The organism is Halorubrum sp. Ea1, from assembly GCF_002252965.1.
In the GTDB taxonomy this organism is placed as follows: Archaea; Halobacteriota; Halobacteria; order Halobacteriales; family Haloferacaceae; genus Halorubrum.
Genome location: NZ_NHPG01000067.1, coordinates 44,758 through 65,959, shown reverse-complemented (window position 1 = coordinate 65,959; position 21,202 = coordinate 44,758). Strand labels below are relative to the sequence as shown.

Here is a 21,202-nt window from a genome sequence, read left to right as displayed (position 1 = left end):
CGCCGAGAGACGGACGCTTACGATGGGCAACGGATTTCGTTCTTTCGCCGACCTCGTGCTCGTGCTGCTGCTCGGCGCCGTCGCCGCCTGGGCTATCGCGATCGACGTCGGGTTCGGACCGCTCCGAGTCCTCTTCGGTATCGCGATGGTCCTGTTCCTGCCGGGGTACGTCCTCGCGGCGACGCTGTACCCAGGCCGCGCGGCGACGGAGCGCGACGCGGACCGTGCGCGCGCGCTCGACGGTCTCGAACGGGCGGTCCTCTCCGTGCTGTTGAGCGTCTGCGTCGTCCCCCTGCTCGCGTTCGCGGCCGACGTCACCGGCCTCGGCGTCTCCCGAGAACCCGTCCTCGGCCTCGTCGTCGCTTGGATCGGCGTGTTCGCCGTGGCCGCCACCGTCGCTCGGCTCCGCCTGCCGGCGGACCGGCAGTTCCGGGTCGAGGGCGGAGGATCCCTCGCCGCCGTCGACGGCTTCCTCCGCAAGCAGTCCGCGTCGCTGCGCTCCACCTCGCCGTTCGCCCCGCAGAACGACGCCGAACTGCTGTTGAACGCGCTCGTCGCCGCCGGCGTACTGCTGCTCGTCGCGAGCGTCGGCTTCACCGCGGTCGCCGACCCCGGAAACGAGTCGTTCACGGAGCTGTACCTGCTCAGTGAGAACGAGGACGGGGAACTCGTCGCCGAGGGGTTCGAGACGGAGTACGCCGGCGACGAGTCCGTCCCCGTCACCGTCGCGGTCGCGAATCACGAAGGGGACCGCGCGGAGTACACCGGGGTGGTCACGCTTCAACGGCTGTCCTCGAACGGGACGACCGTCGAAGCGGAAGACGAGATCGGGCGCTTCGAGGCGACCGTCCCGGACGGCGAGACGGTGCGGATCGAACCGGAGGCGACGCCGTCGATGACGGGCGAGAACCTGCGGCTCCGGGTCCTGCTGTACGACGGCGAGGTGCCGAACGAGCCGTCCGCCGACAGCGCGTACAGGACGGTCCACCTCGACGTGACCGTCGAGGGGTAGGCGACCGCGCGCCGCCGACCGCGACGGTCGCGACCGATCGGCGACGGAAGCGACCGCGGTCCGCCGGCGACCGCACGCCCGCTATCGCGGACAGAAGTGGAGGTCGCCGTTCGTGTACACCCTGTCTCTGGTCGGCCCGCAGACGGAGTCCTCGGGAAGCTGTCGGACGCGCTGCTCCCCGCCGACGTTGAACACGGGCGCGTCCGACGACTGATACGACCGATAGATCGCCCTGTCGTCCGAGATCGTCCCGTTCTCGCCGACGGTTCCGACGCCGAACCGCACGTCGCCGAGGCGGTTGAGCGTCAGCACGTACGGGTGGTCGGCGTGTATCGGTCCGCCGCCGTCCATCGTCGTGCGCTCGATAAGCGTCTCCGCGGCGGCGAGCTCGGACTCGGTGTAGCTGTACTTCACGTTGTGCTCGTCGAACGCCGGCGCGTCCGGCGTCGCCTGGGTCGAGAGGATCATCGCCCCCGGATAGACGAGCGCGAACAGGACCGCGACGGCGACGAACGCCGGCGCCGCCAAGTCGCGGCGGAGGTACCCGAACCCGACGGCCGTGAGCATCGCCATCCCGACGTACAGGAACGGGTACCAGCGACCGGGCAGGAGCGAGTTGATCCCTAACAGCGGCGGGACGAGCGTGACAGCGAGCAGCGCCGCCACCCACCCGACTAGGACCGCGGTCGACTCCCGGAGTCGTTCGGCCCGCGTCGTCACGGCGGTCCCGACCGTGGTTCCGAACAGCAGCAGGAGGAATCCCAGCCTGTCGAGGTAGGTCAGCAGCGACTGATACGGGAGCGCGTCCGGGCCCCCGACGTCCTCGCCGAGCTCGGGGGCCCCTCCGCCCGCCGAGAGCGTCGCGACGTTCTCTCGCATCCTCGTGACGGCGCCGTTGAGTAGCGTCTCCCCGTAGTACGGGGTCTGGCTCCAGACGAACGACAGGAGCCCTGAGTTGAAGACGACGTACCCCAATAGCGTCGCCGTCGCGACGCCGAACGTCGTCGCGGTCCCGGCGGTGACGCCCCGACCGCCGGAGGCTCTCGCGAGCGGGAACACCGGTGACACGTACGCGACGTGGGCGAGCAGCGCGGCGCCGAGAACGGTCAACACGATGACCGACGACAGCTGGTGGGTCAACGCGAGCGCGAGGAAGAGGAAGACGAGCGCGGCGTCGTCTCGCAGGGAGGCGACTCCTTCCAACCGCCTGACGAACAGGAAGACGATCCCGAGGAAGATGGCGATCGACATGCTCGTCGGGATGAGGTGGATGCTCCAGCGGGTGACGTACCCCGCCAGCCCGTAGAGCGCCATCGCGAACAGCGCCCACCGGACCGTGGTCAGGTACCGCGTTGCGGCGAACACCAGTGGGAAGGAGGCGACCAGCGCCGTCCCGACGGAGAGGTACAGCGCCGCGCGGAGCGGGACATCCGCGAACAGCGACGTGACGGCGACAAGGAGGTGATACAGGGGCGCGCCGAGGTATTTCGAGTCGCCCATCCCGGCGACGCTGCCCGTCTCGACGAGGCGTCGGGTCATGTCCGGGACGTGAATCCAGACGTCGATGCCGGTGTAGCCGGGGACCGCGTACAGCGCCGGGAACCGAAGCGCGGCGACGAGGAGGACCACCTCGGCCAGCAGCGCGGGCGGGTGGAGAAACTCCTCGGGCGTGAAGTAGAGCTGCAGGAGGACGACGGTACCGAGGAGGCTGGCGATCACGTAGAAGGGAACCGAGCGACCGCCGGTCAGCGCCGACAGCGCGACGAGCAGCGCGACGCCGAAGAGGACGACGGCGAGGCCGACCTGCGGATAGCCGAACAGCGCCGCAGTCGGTCGGTCGGCGTCGGGCCGCCACCGGGCGAGGAGGTAGACGGAACACGCGGCGATGACCGTCAGCGGGATCGTCTTCGCCAGCGGGTGGGAGACGACGAGGTTGACCGCCAGCATCGCCGCGCCGGCGACGAGGCCGAGGAGGGCGATCGGGACGTCCTGTCTCATCCCGGCTCGTCACCACCGTCTCGGCCGAGCGATCGGCAGGCGTGTCGTCGAAGCGCGCCGATGCCACCGAATTGGCCGACGAGGCCGACTCCTTCGAGGCGGCCCGGTCGGACGCGGCGGTAACGCGGAACCACGATACGGTACCGACGGCCGCGAGGGGGTTAATTATCGGCCGTCTAATGCCGGCCCCGCTCGACGGACGGTTTCGAGCACCGCTCGCTTCCGGCCGCCGCGGCGCGCCGATCGCTTACCGCGAGGTGAGGGACCCGCTTCCCTAAATGTTAGAAATAGTATATGTGTGTCGTTCGGATGGATCCATCCAGAGACAGATGAACTCGGCAATCAGTGAGCGGACGGCGGAACTGCACAGCACGCGGCGGACGGTCCTCAGGGGAATCGGTGCCGCCGCGGCCGCGGCCTGCGGGCTCGGGGCGGCGGGCGGCGCGGCCGCGGCGTCCGATCGAACGAGCTATTCGATCAGGACGGGAACCGAGGAGGAGACGGACGTCTACGTGACGGAGGGCGCGGCCTCTGGGCCGACGGTCCTCGTCGTCGGCGGTCTCCACGGGAACGAGGCGTGCGGCTACCGGGCGGCGGAGCGGATCAAAGACTGGCGGATCGACGCCGGGACGCTGGTCGTCCTCCCCCGAGCGAACGTCCCGGCCATCGAGGCCGGCCACCGGCCGTGGGGCACCTGGGACCTGAACCGGCATTTCCCGGCGGGCGAACGGCCGAAAAGCAGGTTGGCGCAGGCGATCTGGGACGACGTGGTCGTCGAACACGACCCGGACTTCGTCTGGGACCTCCACAGCTCTCGGGGGATCCACAGCGAGGACGAGGGCGTCGGACAGGCGGTGTTTCCCACGCGGGCCGGCGACGCCAGGGACCAGGCCGCGGACGTCCGCGCGTTCCTCAACGACGAGTACGTTCCGGCGTCGATGCCGACGTACGCGTTCACCGGCTCGTCCAGCGTCGACGGGACGGCGGACATGCTCAAACACAAGATCGGCGCCGACCGGGACACGCCGTCGATCATCTTCGAAACGGTGTACAACGGGTTGTCGATGGCCCGGCAGGTCGCGTGGACGTCGGCCGCCGTGTGGCGCCACCTGCGGAACTACGGCCTGATCACGCGACCCGAGCGGACGATCACGGTCACCGGCCGAGGCGAGACCGCCCGCTACGAGTTCGCCGTCGACGGCGCCGTGACGTCGTCCGCAGCCGGCGGAGCCGAGATCAACGCCTACGACGGGATCGACGGCGGCGTCGTCACGGGCCGGACGACGAACCAGTCCGACTCCTTCCGGTTCACCGGGAGCGTCGTCGACTTCGACGCCGACGCGCCGGTGGACGTGACCGTCGACGGGGACGCGGTCGAGGCGGAGTCGGTCGGCGCCGACGTGCTCACGATCGACGGCGGCGGCGCGACGGCCCACTACGAGTTCGCCGTCGACGGCGACGTCGAGAAGTCGACCGCGCACGGCGCGACGCGCAACGGCTACGACGCGATCGCCGACGACGGCACCGTCACCGGCCGCACGACTAACGAACCCGACTCCTACCGCCTCTCCGGGCCCGTTCTCGATTTCGAGGCCGACGGCGACGTCGCCGTCTCGCTGAACGGCGACCGGATCGAACCGGCGTTCCTCGGGGCGTCCACCATCACGATCGACGGCGGCGGCGCGACGGCCCACTACGAGTTCACCGTCGACGGCGACGTCGAGAAGTCGACCGCGCACGGCGCGACGCGCAACGGCTACGACGCGATCGCCGACGACGGCACCGTCACCGGCCGCACCACCAACGAGCCCGACTCTTACGCTTTCACGGGAGTCGTCGAGTCCGTCTCGGTCGACGGGAGCGCGACCGTCTACGCGGACGGCGAGGCGGTCGATCTCCGATAGCCGGTCGTCGGGGAAACGGCGACTCGGGGACGAGCGACCCCGACGTTGCCGGCCGCTGATCGCGGGCGATCGGGGTCGCGCGTTCCATCGGCGACGCGACGCCCTCCGGCGATGGTGGGCGGTGCCGAGATCGCGGGTTTATCCCCACGGTAAATTACCGTGTCGCGGACGACGGGCGTGACATGCCGCAGTACACCCTTTCGTTCAAGCCCGCTGTCGGCCTCTACGGTCGACACGATCCGAGCGCCGCGCTCTTCGAGGACGGTCAGCTCCGCTTCGCGATCGAAGAGGAACGGCTGACGAGACGGAAGCACGCGACGGCCACCTTCCCCTCGCGGTCCATCGAGGCGTGTCTGGAGTTCCGCGGTCTCGACCTATCGGACGTCGACGAGGTCGTCCTGCCGTACGACCCGGCGCTCCGATCGAACATCCTCGGCTACCACCTCCGGGACTCGATCCGGATCGGGGGCGCGATACAGAAGCTGAACAACCTCTCGAACGCGGTCCGAAAGGAACTGGTCGCGCGGTACTTCCCGAAGGCGGAGGTCACCGACCGCCTCGCGGAGATCGGAACGCCCGTCCCGCCCGTGTCGCTCCGGTCCCATCACGCGTGTCACGCCGCGAGCGCGTTCCACCCCTCGACGTTCGACGAGGCGGCGGTGTTCACCATCGACGCGAAGGGCGAGTACGACTCGACCGTCGTCTGGCACGGGACGCCGGACGGGCTCGAACGAGTACGGACGTACGACCACCCGAACAGCCTGGGCCTGTTTTACGCCGTCGTCACCGAGTTCCTCGGCTACCGGATGTTCAACGGTGAGGGGAAGGTGATGGGGCTCGCGCCGTACGGGAACGAGAACCCCGCGATCGAGTCGGCGCTCCGGAGCGTGATCGACACCGGCGTCGACTACGACGTGACCGGGCTCACGGGGCGGTGGGGGACCGACTACGGGGTCGAGCGGCTCGAGGAGCTGTTCGGACGGTCCGCGAAGGCGGAGCCCACCGACTTCGATCAGTGGGAGAAAGACCTCGCCCACACCGCACAGGCGCTGCTCGAGGAGACGGTCGCTGACCTCGTCGACGCGTACTGTCGCCGGATCGGCACCGGCCGGGTCGGGCTGTCGGGCGGCGTCGCGCTCAACTGCAAGCTGAACAAGCGGGTCATGGAGCTCCCGTCGGTGGACGACGTGTTCGTTCAACCGGCCTCGAACGACGCGGGCCTGGCGCTCGGCGCCGGCTGGATCGACCGGGATCCGACCGACGTCGAGCCGATGGAGACGGCGTACTGGGGGCCCGAGTACGACGTCGACGCCGTCGAGGAACGGATCGAGACCAACAAGCTCGCGTACGCCAGACCCGACGACTTAGAGCGGACCGTCGCCGAGGCGCTCGCGTCTGGGGCTATCGTGGGGTGGTTCCAGGGCCGGCTCGAGTTCGGCCCGCGGGCGCTCGGAAACCGGAGCATCCTCGCCAGCCCGCGGAGCGAGGCGTCGCGGGACAGGGTGAACCGCTCCGTGAAACACCGCGAGGAGTGGCGGCCGTTCGCCCCCTCGATGGTCGAGGAGGCGGCCGACGACTACCTCGTGGACGCGACCGCGGCGCCGTTCATGATCAGGAGCTTCGACGTCGAGCCGGAGAAGCGAGACGAGATACCGGCGGCGCTCCACCCCGCGGACGGGACGACGCGCCCCCAGACGGTGAGCGCGGACGCGAACCCCCGATACCACCGCTTGCTGCGCGAGTTCGAGGAGCTGACGGGGACGCCGGTGCTGCTCAACACCTCGTTCAACGATCACGGCGAGCCGATCGTGACCGAACCGATCGAAGCGATCAAGGACTTCTTCGGCACGGGACTGGACCTCCTCGTCATCGAGGACCTCGTCGTCGCGAAGTTCGAGTCGACGTTGGGAAGCGGGCGGCGTTCGGACGACGGAGCGACCGACCGGACGACGGTCGATCGACGGGAGGGAGACGCGTCGGCAGACGGGCGGGCGGCGATCCGATCCGCGATCGCGGACCGGGCACCTTAGCAGCCGGGTAAGAAAGACCCGACGGCGGATAGCACACGACCAGCCGTGAGCACGACACGACGACGACGGCGTCGTTCCCCCGCGAACGGCGCGACGAGGCCGGGAGCCGCCGCGGAGCCGAGCCGACCGCGCGACGCGATTCCGGTCGCCACGCGCGAGTTCGCGGGGAGCCGGGCGGGGCGACGTCGACGCCCGCTGGGCCGGTTCGGTCTCGCCGACGGGGAAACGAGTCGAGGCGAGAGCGCCCCGTGAAGCGAACGTTCGCCTCCGCGTTCCTCTCGGTCGTCGGTGGGAAGTTCGTCATCGTCGCGGCGGCGGTGTTCATCACGCCCCTGCTCGTCAGGCTTCTCGGGGAGGACGCCTACGGGCAGTACGCGACGCTGATGGCGATGTTCGGGCTGCTGATGATACTCGTCAGCTCCGGGGTCAACAGCGGGACGCGGAAGTTCATCTCCGAGGAGCGCGACGCCGACGGGTGGAAAGACCACGTGTTCGGCTTCTACTTCCGATTCGCGGCCCTGTTCGCGTTCCTCGGATCGGCGCTGCTGGTGGGCGCGGCGCAGATCGGACTCGTCGACGCCGCGCTCGGCGAGGAGTTCGCGGGCTACGCCTCCGTGCTCGGTCTCCTCGTGTTCGCCTCGCAGTTCGGCGAGTACGCGCGCCGGGTGTTGATGGGGCTCAAACTGGAGCACGTCTCCGAGCCGATCGGCGTCGTGCACAAGGTGTCGTTCGGCGCGTTCGCGGTCGCCTTCGTCTACTTCGACTACGGCGTGCTCGGGGTGCTGCTCGGGCACCTCGTCGCCCGCGTCATCGAGATCGCGCTGTCGCTGTACTTCATCTCGAAACGGCTCTCGCTCGCGAGCGTGTTCACGCCGACGCCGGCGTCGTTCCCGCGGTCGAGGCTCCTCAGTTTCAACCACCTCTCGGTGGTGTACATCTTCCTCCTCACGTCGCTGTACCACGTCGACGTGTTGATGTTGGAGCGGTTCACCGCGAGCGCACAGGTCGGCTACTACAAGATCGCCCTCGTGATCGCCGAGTTCCTCTGGTTCGTCCCCCGGGCGCTCCAGTCGGTGATCATCCAGTCGACGTCGAACCTGTGGGCGGAGGGGAAGACCGAACAGGTGACTCGGCTGTCGAGCGCGATCACGAGGTACACGCTGGTGCTCACGATGCTCCTCGCCGTCGGGTTAGCGGTTCTCGCGCGGGACGTCGTCCCGCTGTACGCCGGTCCCGCGTACGTCGCGTCCGTCCCGCCGCTGCTCCTGTTGTTGCCCGGAACGATCGGCTTCGCGATCGCTCGCCCGATCCTCGCCGTCAGCCACGCGAAGGGCGACCTCCGCGTGATGATCGCCGCGACGGGGCTGTCGGCGCTGATCAACGTCGCGCTCAACGCGCTCCTGATCCCGACCTACGGTATCGAGGGGGCCGCGATCGCCACGTCGGTCGGCTACGGGTCGCTCCCGCTGTTCCACGTGGCCGGCGCCCGCCGACTCGGCTACCGACCGCTGTCGGATCTCCGGCTCGGGCGCGTGGCCGTCGCGGCCGGCGCGACCGGGGCGGTCATCCACCCGCTCGCGAACGCGATAGCGGGGACCCTCCCGACGCTCGCGCTCGTGCCGCCGACCGGGTTCGTCGTCTACGTCGCGGTCGCGATCGCGACGCGGCTGGTCACGCTCGACGAGGTGAAACGCGGCGTCGCCGGGCTTCCGGACCCCGTCGGTGCCCGGGCCACCTCGCTCGTCGAGCGGGTCGTGGACTGACCACCCCGACTCCGCGTCGGCTCAGTTCCGGTCGGCTCAGGCCCCGTCGCCGGCCGAACGGCGAGAGAGCCCCGGCAGGTCTCCGACGAGGCGGCTCACCAGCGCTTCCGCCCTGCGTCGCGACTTCGACGGTGGATCGACGACCGGCCTGTCCTCCGTCTCCTCGAGCAGCTCCCGCGTCCGTTCGATCGCGTCCGGAGTGCGGCGATCGGCCGCGATCCCGGTCCGGAGCTTCAGGGCGGTCTCGACGACGGCGCGGTGCGACTCGTTCCGGATCAGGTTGAGCAGGACGAGCAGTTCGGACTCCCGGCCGCCCGCCTCCCACAACCCCCCTTTCCGCAGGTGAGTGCCGGGATTGCACAGCCCCTTCACCGGGTCCCCGCCCCCGATCTCGCGGAGCCAGCCCGCGTACCGCTGGAGGAACACCCGATCGGCGACCTCCTGCCAGTGCGCGTGCAGGTCCTCGGCGGTGAGCCGCCCGAGGCGGTGGACGCGACCGAGCAGCGCGTCCCTGCGCTCGCCCTCCGGTATCTCCCGAACCCGGCCGTCGACGAACTCGACCGGCACGAGGTCGGCCGACACCGGCGTGTCGCCCGCGAACGCGAGTTCGACCGCGAGCCCCTCGCGGGTGCTCGGCCGCCGCCGCTGTTCGAACAGGAAGTTCCCGAGGCTGTAGAACACCGGCGTCCCGTCCGCCTCCTCCCACCCCTGGGGGACGTGGGGGTGGTGGCCGACGACGGCGTCGACCCCGTCGTCGACGAAGCGGCGGAGCCGTCGTCGCCGCGCCACCGGCGGGAACGGGACGTACTCGGTCCCGCCGTGGGAGACGAGCAGCGTCGCGTCGGCCGCGTCCGCCGTCGCCGCCACGCGCCGTCGGGCGTCCGGGTGACAGACCCACGCCGCGCCGGGGTCGTCCGCGTCGGCGACGCCGAACTCCCGCTCGCAGACGCCGAACAGCGCCACGTCGACCGACCCGTTCGCGACGCGTTCCCGGTGGGGCGACAGCGCGTCCTCGGCGTCGGTGCCCGCGCCGCAGACCGCGACGCCGGCGTCGCGAAGCGCCGACGCCGTTTCGAGCACCCCGTCTCGACCGAGGTCCGCGGCGTGGTTGTTCGCGAGCGATACCGCGTCGACGCCGGCCGCCGCCAGCACCGCGGGCGTCCGGCGGTCGGTGCGCTTGATCGCGCCCGACTTCGTCAGCGGATCGCCGGCCCCCTCGATCGCCCCCTCCAGGTTGAGCACGGTCAGATCGGCGTCCCGCATCCGACGCCGGAGCGAGGGGCCGACGGGGCGGTCCGCGAAACTCTCCTCGACGATGGTGTCGCCGCCGACGAAGAGGGACCAGCGGTCCCCGTCCGAGGGCTCGGCGTCGGCGAGCCGAACGCGGGCGCCCGCGTGTTCCTGAGCGGTCATCAGTCGGTCAGTGGGGGGAGCAGGGACGTTATTATCCGGTGACAAAGCCGACAGCCGCGTCGGTGTCCGGGGCGTACGTCGTCGCCGGCTGACGCCGATGGAGCGAGCGCGGTGGCGACGGACCGGGGCGGACCCACCGACCCCCGGGTAAGACGGTCGCTTACTCGGAAGTTATAAAGTATTGATATGTTGGGGAGAGCTCGATCCGCTCGTGTCAGAACCACACGCCACTTCGCAGGACTCCGCGGCAGGCCGTCTGTCGCGGCGCTCGTTGATGAAAGTCGCCGGCGGGATCGGACTCGTCGGATCGGCGGGATGCGCCGCCGCCACGGACGGGGGCGGCACGGGTCCGTCTCAGACGAAGGGCGCGACGGACCCGTCGGGCGACTACGACATCGGCGGCCGGCGTCTCGTCGGCGCGGACGGCTACGGGACGGTCGCGGAGGCGTGGGCGGACGCCGACGACGGCGACACCGTCTACGTTCACTCCTCGTACGACGCCGCCGAGGCGGGCGAGTCATTCCCGATCGAACTCGACTGCCGCGAGAAACAGGTCACCCTCTGTGGGGGGCACCCCTCGGCGTCGGTCATCGACGCCGGCGAGACGGACGAGACGGTGTTGGAGGTCGTCGGCGCCGGAAGCGGCGACTACCAGAACAACCCGCTCGTCAAGGACCTCAAGGTCGTCGGCGGCGGGATCGGTCTGCGGCTCCGCGCCGCGCCGTTCGCCTCGTTCGAGAACCTCACCTTCTATCGGACCGCCGACCACGCCGTCCTCGTCGACGGTCACCCGGACTCCGGCACCTTCGGCACGAACTGGTACAACGTGCAAGCGTGGAACTGCGGCGGCGACGGGATCAGGACCGACCGCTCGGCGGCGCCGCACGGGACGACCCTCTGGGGGTGCCGGTTCACCGCGAACCGCGGGGCGGGGGTCCGGTTCCGCGGCGCCGCCTGTAAGATGGTCGGCGGCACGAGCCAGCTCAACTACGATTACGGCGTCGAGACGCGGGGCGGGAACGCGACCCTCGTCTCCGGCGCGTACGTCGAGGGGAACGCCCGCGGCAACGACTTCCCCGTCGAGGTGTACGCCAAGCGGGCCGACGGCCTCACGGTCGAGAACACGTACTTCCACGGGATCAACCCCCGCGGGGCCGAGCACGGTCACGACCGCGTCCAGCGCGCCGTCAACGTCCACGACTCGGAGAAGCTGACGGTCCGGGACTGCGTCGGGCGGCGCTACGGCGACGGCTTCGTCGCGACGTTCGGGTGCGTCGACGCCGACGTGTACGCCGCCTCGCACCACCTCGAGGAGACCGAGCTCTTCGCCCGCGACCCGACGCGAAACGGCAACGCCCGAGCGCGGTCTCACGGCGTCATCCTGCCGACGGACCTCACCGCCGTCGACGGCGCCTGCGAGTACGACCGGGGGTACCACGTCGGCGGCGACGGCGTCGAGGGCCACGCTATCTGGCGGAACGGCGGGTGGAAGGTGTCAGAGACGGTCTCGCTCTGAGGCGTTCCGCGCGCCGAAGCGAGCGGGATCCCGCGTCGGGGTCCCGCGGTCGACGATTGACGGGTCAGCTCCCGTACCCCTCGGCGTCGACGGGGCCGCTGAACACGCCGTAGAGGAATTTGAAGTACCATAACACCAGTAGCAACACGGGGAACCCGAGGACGGTCACGAGGTTCAGCGCCAGCGGCGAGACGACCGCTCCCCTGACGCTCAGCCCGGTCGACGGGTAGAGCGTCGGGTACAGCAGGAGCGCGAGCAGTACGCTCAACAGCGCGGGAAGCGTCAGCGCGCTCGCCAGCCAGGCGCGGTACGCGCCGCGTCTGGCCAGAACGGTCCCGGCAAGCCCCGCGGCGATCGAAAGGGCGACGACCGCCACCGCGAGCGGCGAGCGGATCGCCTCGGCGGCGCCGCCCGCGTCGGTCGCGACGACGGAAGCCAGCAGCGCGACCGTCCCGCCGAGGTACGCCAGCGTCGCGGCGGTTCCGTACCCCCGCAGTTCCGACGCCACGTCCGGGTCGCTTTTCGCCGCGAGGAACGCCGCTCCCGTGACGATCGAGACCGCGACGAGGTCGACGCCGGTGAGCAGTGCCGGAAGCGACAGCGTCGCGACGTCGAACGCCCAACGACCCGCGAGCATCCCGAACAGCAGCGGTGCGGTGGCGCTGCCGCCGACGAACGCGTAGTCGCAGTACCGCTCCCACCGCTCGTCGTCGCGCTGTTCGCGTAGCTCCGGACCGAGTCCCCGGAACAGCAGCGCGAAGACGAGCCCGATCGCGAGCAGATTGTGGTCGGCCAACAGCGCGGAGTACACGCGCGGGAACGCCGCCAGCAGCATCGTCGCGAAGGCGATCAGCCACACCTCGTTGGCGTCCCAGACCGGACCGAACGCCGCCAGGAACGTCTCTCGCTCGTGTTCGGTCGTCCGCGTCGCGTACAGCATCCCGATGCCGAAGTCGAACCCGTCGAGGACGACGTACATCCCCAGCGCGAACATGACGGCGGCGAACCAGATCTCCGGCAGCGACGCGACGAGATAGGCGTCGACCGGCAGCAGCGACTCAGTCATCGTCGCTCACCTCCGGGAGCGGACCGCGCCAGCGGTCGCCGCTCGGCTCGTTCACGCCGAGCGCTCGGAGTTCGTCTTGGATCAGCCACTTCAGGACGTACAGCGCCGTCGTCACCAGCCCGACGTAGACGACGACGAACGCGGCCAGCGTGAGGGTCGCCTCCGCCCCGGTCAGCGTCGAGGAGACCGCCTCACCGGTTCTGAGTTCGCCCTGAATGACCCACGGCTGGCGGCCGATCTCGGTGACGTACCAGCCCGTGAGCAGGGCGGCGTATCCGAGCGGCGACGCCGCGACCATCGCCTTCAGGTAGCGGTCGCTGTCGGAGAGCCGCCCGCCGTACGTGAGGTAGCCGCCCCACAGCGCCAGCGCGATGAACAGGAAGCCGAGTCCGACCATCGCGCGGAACGACCAGAACACGAGCGCGACGGGCGGGTTCTCCTCGTACTCGTTCAACCCGGTCACCTCGGCGTCGAAGTCGCCCCCGCTGGCGAGGAACGACCCGACTCTGGGCAGGCTCACCGTGACGAGGTTCTCGGCGCGGGGGTCGGTGAGCGCGTCGACCTCGCTCGGGAACGCCAGCAGGTGCAAGTCGGCCTCGTCCGTCTCGTAGTGGGCCTCCATGGCCGCGAACTTCTGCGGCTGCGTGTCCTCGACGTGACGGGCGTAGGCGTCGCCGTGGACGGCCTGCACCGGCGCAGTGACGAGCAGGATCACCACGGCGAGCTTCAGCGCGGTGTTCCACGCCGCCGACTCGCGGGTCTTCCAGACGATGTACGCCGAGACGCCCGCGACCAGTAGCGCGACCGCGATCAGCGACGCGTTGATCATGTGAACGTACATCCAAGGCATGCGCGGGGTGAGGAACGCGGCGCTCGGGTCCGTGAGCCTGGCGACCTCCATCCCGTTCCGGGAGACCATTTCGTATCCCCTCGGCGTCTGCATCCACGCGTTGACGATCAGGATCCAGAACCCCGACAGCCACGCGCCGACGCCGACGAGCACCGACGAGAGGACGTACGTCCCGTCCCGGACGCGCTCGCGGCCGTACAGCAGCACGCCGAGGAACACGGCCTCGAGGAAGAAGGCCATCTTCGCCTCGAAGGCCAGCGGACCGCCGATGAGCTCTCCGGCCACCGCCGAGAACTGCGGGAAGTTCGTCCCGAACTGAAAGCTCATCGGGATCCCGGTGACCGTCCCCATAACGAAGCCGACGGCGAACACCTTCACCCAGAACGAGCGCAGTCGCGCGAACCGCTCGTCGTCCGTCCGCACGTCCTTCCAAGTGAAATAGATCATAAACGGCGCGAGACCGATCGAGAGAGACGCGAAAATGATGTGAACGGAGATGGTCCAGCCGAACTGTGCGCGGCTCGCGAGCTCCGGGGAGAGGAGCGCCACCCACCCCGGATCGATGCCACTGAATAACGTGCTCGGCAGCATGCGGCCCGTCTTTGGCTCGAAGGCGTAAAGAAGATTGACCCGGCTCCCCGTTCGGAGTACCGTACTCCAACAACTTATCCGTGTCAGGCCGTAGCTCTGGACCGGCACCGTTCCGAGTGGGCGCGAGGAACGAAGCGGTACGGCTCCGTGTACGCGGACCCGGAACCGGCCGCCTCGCCGGAGATAGCGACCGGGTCGAACGAGACGTCGCTGAGCGAGAGGGTCCGTGCGCGCTGTCGGGGTCGGGAATCGCCGCTACACGACATCGTATCAGACTTATATACTATCATTACTTTTTATATTTCGTCGATCGGCCAGTCGGTCACCCGTTCGCGGTCGGCTCCGGAGCGCCGACCGACAGCCCGCGGACCGAACGCGTCGAGAGCGTGTCGCGGCCGGTAGAAGCCAGAATCGCATCGACGGGCCGCTGGATCGGTCGGACGCCGCCGTCGATTCGAAGTCGGCGATGTATCGGTCCAAACGCGCGTTATGCGTCAATTACTCGAGTGACTGCCGAAACGGTCCGTTCCGAACTCCGCGGGAAACGTCGGGTGGAAGCCGCGGTCCGCCCCGGCGACTGGGTTCCGTGACCCCGCGTTGCACGTCGCCGTCACGGGCGCCGACTCCGACGCGAAGCGGGGCGGTCGGAACAGCGCTATATGTATTATATAATATCTAACTGATAAATTAACAGTCTGCTTAATTATTTCGGTGGCCCCGCTATCGGTGACGCGCGGCTCCGGACCGCGGCCACCGTCGAGGCCCGGTCGATATGACCGCCGCTCCGGATCCGAGACCCCATCGTTATTGTGGCGCCCGTCGAACCGTCGCGTATGTACGACGATATCCTGGTGCCGACCGACGGCAGCGAGGCGGTCGACCGCGCGCTCGATCACGCCCTGCGGCTGGCGAGCGACCACGACGCGACGGTCCACGCGTTGTACGTCGTCGACCGGCGGATCGCGACCGCGAACTCCGGCGACCTCCACGACGAGATCGTCGAGGACCTGGAAGCGCAGGGCGAGGACGCGGTCGCCGCGGTCGCCGAGCGCGCCGAGGGAGATGGACTCGCCGTCGAGACGAGCGTCCTCCGGGGAACGCCCGACACGGAGATCGTCTCCTACGCCGACGAGAACGGGATCGACGTGATCGTGATGAGCCCGGAGGGGAAGTCGCCGCGCGAGCGGATCCGGTCGCTCGGCAGCGTCTCCGACCGCGTCGCCGACGACGCGAGCGTCCCGGTGTTCCTGATCAAGTAGGCGGCGCGGGAGTCCGGCGGCGGCCGACGGCGCGGGACCGGGGAGCCTGGCGGCCGCTACTCCGCGAGCGTCGCCGCCGCCTCCCGGAGGAGGCCGTCGAGGATCTCCGGCGTGGTGGGGTGGTACGCGCGGTCGGGCACGTCTCGGACGTCCGTCCCGGTCTCGATTATCACCTGCATCGTCTTCGCCATCGCGTCGGCGTGGTAGTGCAGCCCCTGGTACCCGAGGACCGCCCCGTCGGCGCCGACGACGAGCCGGGCGAGGCCCTCCGGGACGTTCTTCGTCTTGAACACGCCGTCGTCCGCCGCCTCGCGGGTGACGACGCGGTGGTCGAGGCCGGCCGCCTCGGCCGACGCCGCCGAGTGCCCGACGCGGGCGAACGGGAGCACGCCGAGCCCGGAGAACACGACGTGGTGGTGGACGTTCTCGTAGTCGACGAGCGGGTCGCCGTCGCGGTGCCGCAGGACGTTCTCTGCCGCCGTCGCCCCCTGTTCCTTGGCGACGTGGAGGATCTGCTCTTTCCCGTTGGCGTCGCCGACGACGAAGACGCGGTCGTCGTCGCGGACCCGCATCGCGTCGTCGACCCACCCCCGCCCCGGGTCGAGGCGCGTCTCCTCCAGACCGAGCCGGTCGAGCGCCGGGCGGCGACCCGTGAACGCGAACAGCTGGTCGGCCTCGACCGCGGTCTCCTCGCCGTCGCGATCGACGCGGAGCCTGACGCCGCCGGAGTCGGTCGGCTCGACGCGCCGCTCCCTCGCGTGCGTGAGCACGTCGACGTCGAACGCGTCCCGGTAGTAGTCGAGCAGCGCGTCGCCGAATGGTGCGTCGGCCTCGTCGAGCGGGCGGGCGTCGTGCTCGATCACCGTGAGGTCCATCCCCGCCGCCTCGCTGAGGTATGGCACCAGCTCCATGCCGACGTAGCCGAACCCCATGACGACGCCGGAGTCGCCGAAGGCCGCCGCGTCGAGCACGTCCGCGCTCGTCGTCACCTCGACGTCGTCGATCCCGGGCAGCGACGGGAGGTTCACCGTCGAGCCGGTCGCGATCACGACGTAGTCGGGATCGATGGTCCGGTCGCCGACCGCGAGGCGGCGGTCGCCGACGAACCGCGCGGCCTCGCGGTGGAACGCGACCCCGTCCCGCTCCGCGAGCTCCTCGACGGCGGCGCGGCGGTGAGCGGCGAAGCTCGACGTGTGCTCGTTCTTCCGCGCCACGACCGCTTCGAGATCGACGTCCGGGAGCGGGCCGGAGAGGCGGTCGTCGTGTCGCGCCGCGAACCGGTGTTCGGCCGCCGACAGCACCTCCTTCGAGGGCATACAGCCGCGGAGGATACAGAGCCCCCCGCCGGGGTCGCCGTCGTCGATCAGCGTCAGCTCGACGTCCGGGGCGTCCGCGAGCCGCTCGGCGGCGGCGACACCGGCGCTCCCGTACGCGCCGACGACCGCGACGTGCGTTGGCATACCCCGACCCTTTCGGTCGGCCCACATAACGGTTCCGCGGAATGGTGGCCGATCGACAGACGCGGTCGCCGTCCGGTCGGTACCGAGCCGACCCGGAGTCGGTCGGAGATCGACGTCGCAACACAGTTAACCGTGCCTGTCACCGTCGGTTAGCCACGATGTGCCGCGAGAGACGCCGACACCGAACCGGGAGGCGACCGGCGCGCGGCTCCGAAACCGGGAGCGGACCGCCGCGCGGCTCCGGAACCGGGGGGCGACCGCCGCACGAACGCGGGGCCGACGGAGCGGGGGCGCTCGGCTGATGGAGCTCACCGTCCTCGGCTCCGGCAGCGCGATGCCGGTCCCCGACCGCGCGCAGGCGGGCTACCTCCTCGACGACGGCGACCGCTCCCTCCTCGTCGACTGCGGCAGCGGCGTCCTCCAGCGGCTCGCGGGCACCGAGACCGGCTACGAGGGGGTCTCGACCGTCCTCCTCACGCATCACCACCTCGACCACGTCTCCGCCCTCCTCCCCCTGCTGAAGGCCCGGTGGCTGGCGGGCGCCGAACACCTCGAAGTGGTCGGCCCGACAGGGACGAAGTCGCTCGTCGACGGACTCCTCGACGTCCACGACTACCTCGACGGACGGGTCGACCTCGCGGTCCGGGAGGTGTCTGCGGCGCGCCCGTTCGCGGCGGCCGGGTTCGACGTCGCCGCCCGCGAGACGCGCCACTCGATGGACGGGCTGGCCTATCGGTTCTCGCCGCCGAGTTCCGACACGGATCCCGCCGCCGGCCCGCTCGCGCTCTCCGGCGACACGGAGGCGTTCGCGGGGATGGCGGCGTTCGCCGACGGGAGCGACCTCCTCGTCCACGACTGCTCGTTCCCCGACGGCACCGACGTGTCGAACCACCCGAACCCCGCGGAGCTGGGCGCGTCGCTCGCGGGCGTCGACGTCGACACCCTGCTCCTGTCGCACCTCTACCCGCACACGGGCGGTCGAGAGCGCGAGATGGCTCGGAGCGTCCGCGAGGCGGGGTTCGACGGCGAGGTCGACGTCGCGAGCGACGGGCTGCGCGTCGAACTCTGATCGGCCCTCGGCCCGGATCCGGTCCCGATCGTCGGCGGTTCCGCCGAAAACGTAACCGTTGGTGATTACCTGAACCCGTGAACGACCCTGATATTTAAGCGATCATAGCCGCACGGTTCGGACATGACCGAGCCGCTCGCGGACGACTTCGGACGGGAGGTGACGGGGGTCCGGGTCTCGCTCACCGACCGGTGTAACTTCGACTGCGTCTACTGTCACAACGAGGGGTTGGGCGATACGCGGGGGCCGATGGAGCCGAGCGACGACGAGATGAGCACCGACGACGTGGTCCGCTTCCTGGAGGTCGCGGAGGGGTACGGCGTCGACTCCGTGAAGTTCACCGGCGGCGAGCCGATGCTCCGCCAGGACCTCGAGGAGATCGTCGAGCGCACGCCCGACTCGATGGAGGTGTCGATGACGACGAACGGCACCTTCCTGCCGGGCCGCGCCGAGGACCTGAAGGCGGCCGGGCTCAGCCGCGTGAACGTCTCGCAGGACGCGCTCGACCCCGACGACTTCGCGGAGGTGACGAAGTCCGGCGCCTACGAGCGGGTGCTGGAGGGCGTCAAGGCCGCCGTCGACGCGGGGCTCGACCCCGTGAAGCTGAACATGGTCGTGTTCACGCACACCGCGGGCTACGTCGAGGAGATGGTCGACCACGTCGCCGACAACGAGGGGCTCCAGCTCCAGCTCATCGAGTACATGCCGGAGCTCACCGGGAAGCCGGAGTGGAACATCGACATCGGGCGCGTCCACGACTGGCTCGCCGAGGAGGCGGACCGGATCGAGCACCGCGAGATGCACGACCGCAAGCGCTACTTCGTCGGCGAGGACGCGGACGGCGAGGGCGGCGGGATGGTCGAGATCGTCGACCCCGTGGAGAACGAGGAGTTCTGCGCCAACTGCGGCCGCGTCCGCGTCACCCACGAGGGGTATCTGAAGGGGTGTCTCAACCGCAACGACGACCTCCGGTCGATGGGCGAGATGACGCGCGAGGAGATCGCGGAGACGTTCGAGGCCGTCGTCGCCAACCGCGTCCCCTACTACGGCGAGTACTTGGTCGAGAACGAGGAGGGCGAGTACGAGATCAACGAGGAGTACCTCGGGACGCCGAGCATCGCGGACTGAGGCCGCGTCGCAGACTGAGGGACCGCGTCGCGAGCGGTAGCGGAGCCGCGCCGCGAGCTACTCCGGCGGCTCGTACGGCCGACTGCTCCCGTCGTCCGGGAGCTCTTGCAAGTACTTCGCGAACAGGTCCGCGACCCGCGTGTACGCGTCGAGGACGTGCGCTCGCTCCCCGAAGCCGTGCGGTTCGCCCTCGTACCGGCGGAGCTCGTGGCGGACGTCGTGCCGCTCCAGTTCCTCGACCAGCTGCTCCGACTGGCTGATCGGGACGCGGGCGTCCTCCTCGCCGTGGAGCACCATGAGCGGGTCGTCGATGTCGGGCACGGTCCGGATCGGGCTCGCGTCGCGGTAGGCGTCGAGGTCGGAGACGAAGTCGCCGAGCTCCCGCTTGAGGAGCTGCCAGCCCACGTCGTCGGTGTCGTCGACGAACGTCTCGTAGTCGTACACGCCGTAGAAGGCGGCGCCGGCGCGGAACCGGTCGCTGTTACCCAGCGCGTTCACGGTCATCAGCCCGCCGCCGGAGCCGCCGAAGATCCCGACGCGGTCGCCGTCGACGGCGTCGTACCGCGTCGCCGTCGCGTCCGCGGCCCGGACGACGTCGTCGAGGTCGCCGCCGCCCCAGTCGCCGTCGTTCGCCATCCGGAACGCCCGGCCGAAGCCGTCGGAGCCGCGGTAGTTCGGGCGGACGACCGCGTAGCCGAGCGCCGCGAAGTAGGCCGCGCGGTGGTCGAACCCGAAGCCGTCGAAGGCGGTGGGGCCGCCGTGCGGCTTCACGAGGAGCGGGACCGTGTCAGGCTCGGCGTCTGACCCGCTCTCGGCGTCTGACCCGCTCTCGGCGCCCGACTCCGGCGGGTGGACCACCGCGTGGACCTCGGTCCCGGCCGAGTCGTATGTGAACGCCTCCGGCTCGGGGAGCCGCGCCCCGAACCCCGCCGTCGCCGCCGGCGTGAGCCGCTTCCCGGTCGCCGCGTCGACGACGGCCGGGGGGTCGGTCGGCGTCTCTCGAACCGAGATCACCCGGTCGCCGTCCCACCGAGGCGCGCCGTGGATCGCGTCGCCCGTCGCGAGCGCGATCGCGTCCTCGGCGTCCGCGGGATCGACCTCCGTTCCGAGGCCGGCGTCCGCGAGCGGTCCGTCGACGTCGACCGCGTGGACGTGAGTTCGACCGCCGCTCGTGGCGGTCGCGGCGAGCCGGTCGCCCGCGTCGTTCCACTCGGGCGCCGCGACTTCCGTCTCCGAGACGCCGTAGATCGGGATCGGCGAGCCGCCCTCGGCATCACCGCCGCCGTGGTCGCCTCCGGCGACGCCGTCGATTCCGTACACCGCGTCGTACCCGCTCCCGTCGTGGACGAACGCGACCGCCCCGTCGTCGCCGGGGCGCGGGCGCGGGCAGGCCGCCCGGACGCCCGGCTCGGCGAACAGCTCCGTGACCCCCTCCTCGTCGCCCTCACTCTCGCCGGCGGGGGAGAGGGGGACGCGGACGAGCGCGGCCTCGTAGTCGAACAGGTCGGCGTGTCGCGATCGGGTCGCGACGACGGTGTCGCCCTGCCAGTGGGGGTCGGCGTAGAGGTACTCGTCGTTCGCGATCGCCTCGACGCGGTCGCCGTCCGGCGAGACGACCGCGAGGCTCGCCCGCGAGAAGCCGTCCGTGACGACGGCGATGCCGGGCTCGCCCCACGCGAGGCCTGAAATGCCTCCCGACAGGTCCGTGAGCACGTCGACCGCGCCGGTGTCGGCGTCGACGGTCGCCAGTTCGGCGTCCGCGGTGACGAAGGCGATCCGGTCGCCGTCGGGGCTCCAGTCGAGCCACCGCGCGTCGGTCCGGCCGTAGCGCATGGCGGAGACGCCCTCGCTGGTGAGTCGGACGTCGCCGCCGTCGGTCGCCAGCCAGAGGTCGGTGGTCAGTTCGCGGTTCTTCGCGTAGGCGATCCGGCCGTCCGGGCCGACAGCGGCCTGCACGACGCGGTCCGCGACGGCCATGTCGGCGAGGAGGCCGTCGTGGTCGGCGTCTCTGAGGTCTCGTCGGTACACGCGTGAGTCTCGGGCGAGCGGGTACTTGGGCGTGTGGCTCGCGGAACCGTCGGCCGGGGCCGCGCCGCGGCCAGTCGAGGGACGAGGGAGCCGAGAGACGAGAGAGGAGACAGAC

14 protein-coding genes are annotated in these 21,202 nt (G+C 70.3%); 8 read left to right on the top strand and 6 right to left on the bottom strand.

From position 1 onward, the window contains the following. The first annotated feature begins 22 nt into the window (after positions 1–22). Positions 23–1,012: a DUF1616 domain-containing protein gene (locus DJ73_RS09180; protein ID WP_094557822.1), complete on the top strand. Its 990-nt coding sequence runs from the start codon at positions 23–25 to the stop codon at positions 1,010–1,012. A gap of 81 nt (positions 1,013–1,093) precedes the next feature. Here DJ73_RS09180 and DJ73_RS09175 read toward each other — a convergent pair whose 3' ends face one another. Beyond that, positions 1,094–3,010: a hypothetical protein gene (locus tag DJ73_RS09175; RefSeq protein WP_094557821.1), complete on the bottom strand. Its 1,917-nt coding sequence runs from the start codon at positions 3,008–3,010 to the stop codon at positions 1,094–1,096. A gap of 329 nt (positions 3,011–3,339) precedes the next feature. Here DJ73_RS09175 and DJ73_RS09165 point away from each other — a divergent pair, with 329 nt between their 5' ends. The 3 genes from DJ73_RS09165 (at position 3,340) to DJ73_RS09155 (ending at position 8,707) form a co-directional block, all read left to right on the top strand. Continuing rightward, on the top strand, positions 3,340–4,914 hold the full coding sequence (locus tag DJ73_RS09165) for a succinylglutamate desuccinylase/aspartoacylase family protein (protein ID WP_176451108.1): 1,575 nt from the start codon (positions 3,340–3,342) through the stop codon (positions 4,912–4,914). Positions 4,915–5,096: 182 nt separating this feature from the next. Further along, positions 5,097–6,944: a carbamoyltransferase C-terminal domain-containing protein gene (locus DJ73_RS09160; protein WP_094557820.1), complete on the top strand. Its 1,848-nt coding sequence runs from the start codon at positions 5,097–5,099 to the stop codon at positions 6,942–6,944. Positions 6,945–7,192: 248 nt separating this feature from the next. Continuing rightward, entirely contained in the window at positions 7,193–8,707 is a 1,515-nt protein-coding gene (locus tag DJ73_RS09155; RefSeq protein WP_094557819.1) for an oligosaccharide flippase family protein, read from the top strand. Positions 8,708–8,743: 36 nt separating this feature from the next. Here DJ73_RS09155 and DJ73_RS09150 read toward each other — a convergent pair whose 3' ends face one another. Then, positions 8,744–10,120 carry a CapA family protein gene (locus DJ73_RS09150; RefSeq protein ID WP_094557818.1) on the bottom strand — a complete coding sequence of 459 codons (1,377 nt, stop codon included), beginning with the start codon at positions 10,118–10,120 and terminating at the stop codon, positions 8,744–8,746. A gap of 274 nt (positions 10,121–10,394) precedes the next feature. Between DJ73_RS09150 and DJ73_RS09145 the strand changes: the two genes are divergently transcribed. Beyond that, a complete protein-coding gene (locus DJ73_RS09145) occupies positions 10,395–11,636 on the top strand; it encodes a right-handed parallel beta-helix repeat-containing protein (RefSeq protein WP_094557817.1) in 1,242 nt (413 codons plus the stop codon). Between the two features lie 64 nt (positions 11,637–11,700). Here the strand turns inward: DJ73_RS09145 and DJ73_RS09140 are convergent, their stop codons facing one another. Together DJ73_RS09140 and DJ73_RS09135 are read right to left on the bottom strand one after the other, a co-directional pair. Further along, positions 11,701–12,702 carry a cytochrome d ubiquinol oxidase subunit II gene (locus DJ73_RS09140; RefSeq protein WP_094525744.1) on the bottom strand — a complete coding sequence of 334 codons (1,002 nt, stop codon included), beginning with the start codon at positions 12,700–12,702 and terminating at the stop codon, positions 11,701–11,703. After that, on the bottom strand, positions 12,695–14,143 hold the full coding sequence (locus DJ73_RS09135; RefSeq protein ID WP_094527377.1) for a cytochrome ubiquinol oxidase subunit I: 1,449 nt from the start codon (positions 14,141–14,143) through the stop codon (positions 12,695–12,697). Before DJ73_RS09135 ends, DJ73_RS09140 begins: the two co-directional genes overlap by 8 nt. Positions 14,144–14,976: 833 nt before the next feature. Between DJ73_RS09135 and DJ73_RS09130 the strand changes: the two genes are divergently transcribed. Next, positions 14,977–15,402, top strand: a complete 426-nt coding sequence (locus tag DJ73_RS09130) for a universal stress protein (RefSeq protein ID WP_094525742.1) — start codon at positions 14,977–14,979, stop codon at positions 15,400–15,402. Positions 15,403–15,458: 56 nt separating this feature from the next. On the opposite strand, the gene DJ73_RS09125 is transcribed toward DJ73_RS09130, so the two are convergent. Next, a complete protein-coding gene (locus DJ73_RS09125) occupies positions 15,459–16,862 on the bottom strand; it encodes an NAD(P)/FAD-dependent oxidoreductase (protein ID WP_094557816.1) in 1,404 nt (467 codons plus the stop codon). 301 nt (positions 16,863–17,163) lie between these two features. Between DJ73_RS09125 and DJ73_RS09120 the strand changes: the two genes are divergently transcribed. Continuing rightward, the gene (locus DJ73_RS09120; protein WP_094527427.1) at positions 17,164–17,931 is read left to right on the top strand and encodes an MBL fold metallo-hydrolase; all 768 of its coding nucleotides are present in this window, start codon (positions 17,164–17,166) and stop codon (positions 17,929–17,931) included. A gap of 123 nt (positions 17,932–18,054) precedes the next feature. Beyond that, positions 18,055–19,059, top strand: coding sequence for a GTP 3',8-cyclase MoaA (gene moaA, locus DJ73_RS09115; RefSeq protein WP_094525740.1), 1,005 nt, complete (start codon positions 18,055–18,057; stop codon positions 19,057–19,059). Between the two features lie 57 nt (positions 19,060–19,116). Here the strand turns inward: moaA and DJ73_RS09110 are convergent, their stop codons facing one another. Continuing rightward, positions 19,117–21,087: a prolyl oligopeptidase family serine peptidase gene (locus tag DJ73_RS09110; RefSeq protein ID WP_094557815.1), complete on the bottom strand. Its 1,971-nt coding sequence runs from the start codon at positions 21,085–21,087 to the stop codon at positions 19,117–19,119. Positions 21,088–21,202: the final 115 nt, after the last annotated feature.

What these genes read in the sequence shown, in the direction of transcription:
- moaA (WP_094525740.1), top strand. Translation starts at nt 18,055, where the DNA reads ATGACCGAGCCGCTCGCGGACGACTTCGGACGGGAGGTGACGGGGGTC.
- DJ73_RS09140 (WP_094525744.1), bottom strand. Translation starts at nt 12,702, where the DNA reads ATGACTGAGTCGCTGCTGCCGGTCGACGCCTATCTCGTCGCGTCGCTG.
- DJ73_RS09145 (WP_094557817.1), top strand. Translation starts at nt 10,395, where the DNA reads ATGAAAGTCGCCGGCGGGATCGGACTCGTCGGATCGGCGGGATGCGCC.
- DJ73_RS09125 (WP_094557816.1), bottom strand. Translation starts at nt 16,862, where the DNA reads ATGCCAACGCACGTCGCGGTCGTCGGCGCGTACGGGAGCGCCGGTGTC.
- DJ73_RS09165 (WP_176451108.1), top strand. Translation starts at nt 3,340, where the DNA reads ATGAACTCGGCAATCAGTGAGCGGACGGCGGAACTGCACAGCACGCGG.
- DJ73_RS09175 (WP_094557821.1), bottom strand. Translation starts at nt 3,010, where the DNA reads ATGAGACAGGACGTCCCGATCGCCCTCCTCGGCCTCGTCGCCGGCGCG.
- DJ73_RS09160 (WP_094557820.1), top strand. Translation starts at nt 5,097, where the DNA reads ATGCCGCAGTACACCCTTTCGTTCAAGCCCGCTGTCGGCCTCTACGGT.
- DJ73_RS09120 (WP_094527427.1), top strand. Translation starts at nt 17,164, where the DNA reads ATGGAGCTCACCGTCCTCGGCTCCGGCAGCGCGATGCCGGTCCCCGAC.
- DJ73_RS09130 (WP_094525742.1), top strand. Translation starts at nt 14,977, where the DNA reads ATGTACGACGATATCCTGGTGCCGACCGACGGCAGCGAGGCGGTCGAC.
- DJ73_RS09180 (WP_094557822.1), top strand. Translation starts at nt 23, where the DNA reads ATGGGCAACGGATTTCGTTCTTTCGCCGACCTCGTGCTCGTGCTGCTG.
- DJ73_RS09150 (WP_094557818.1), bottom strand. Translation starts at nt 10,120, where the DNA reads ATGACCGCTCAGGAACACGCGGGCGCCCGCGTTCGGCTCGCCGACGCC.
- DJ73_RS09135 (WP_094527377.1), bottom strand. Translation starts at nt 14,143, where the DNA reads ATGCTGCCGAGCACGTTATTCAGTGGCATCGATCCGGGGTGGGTGGCG.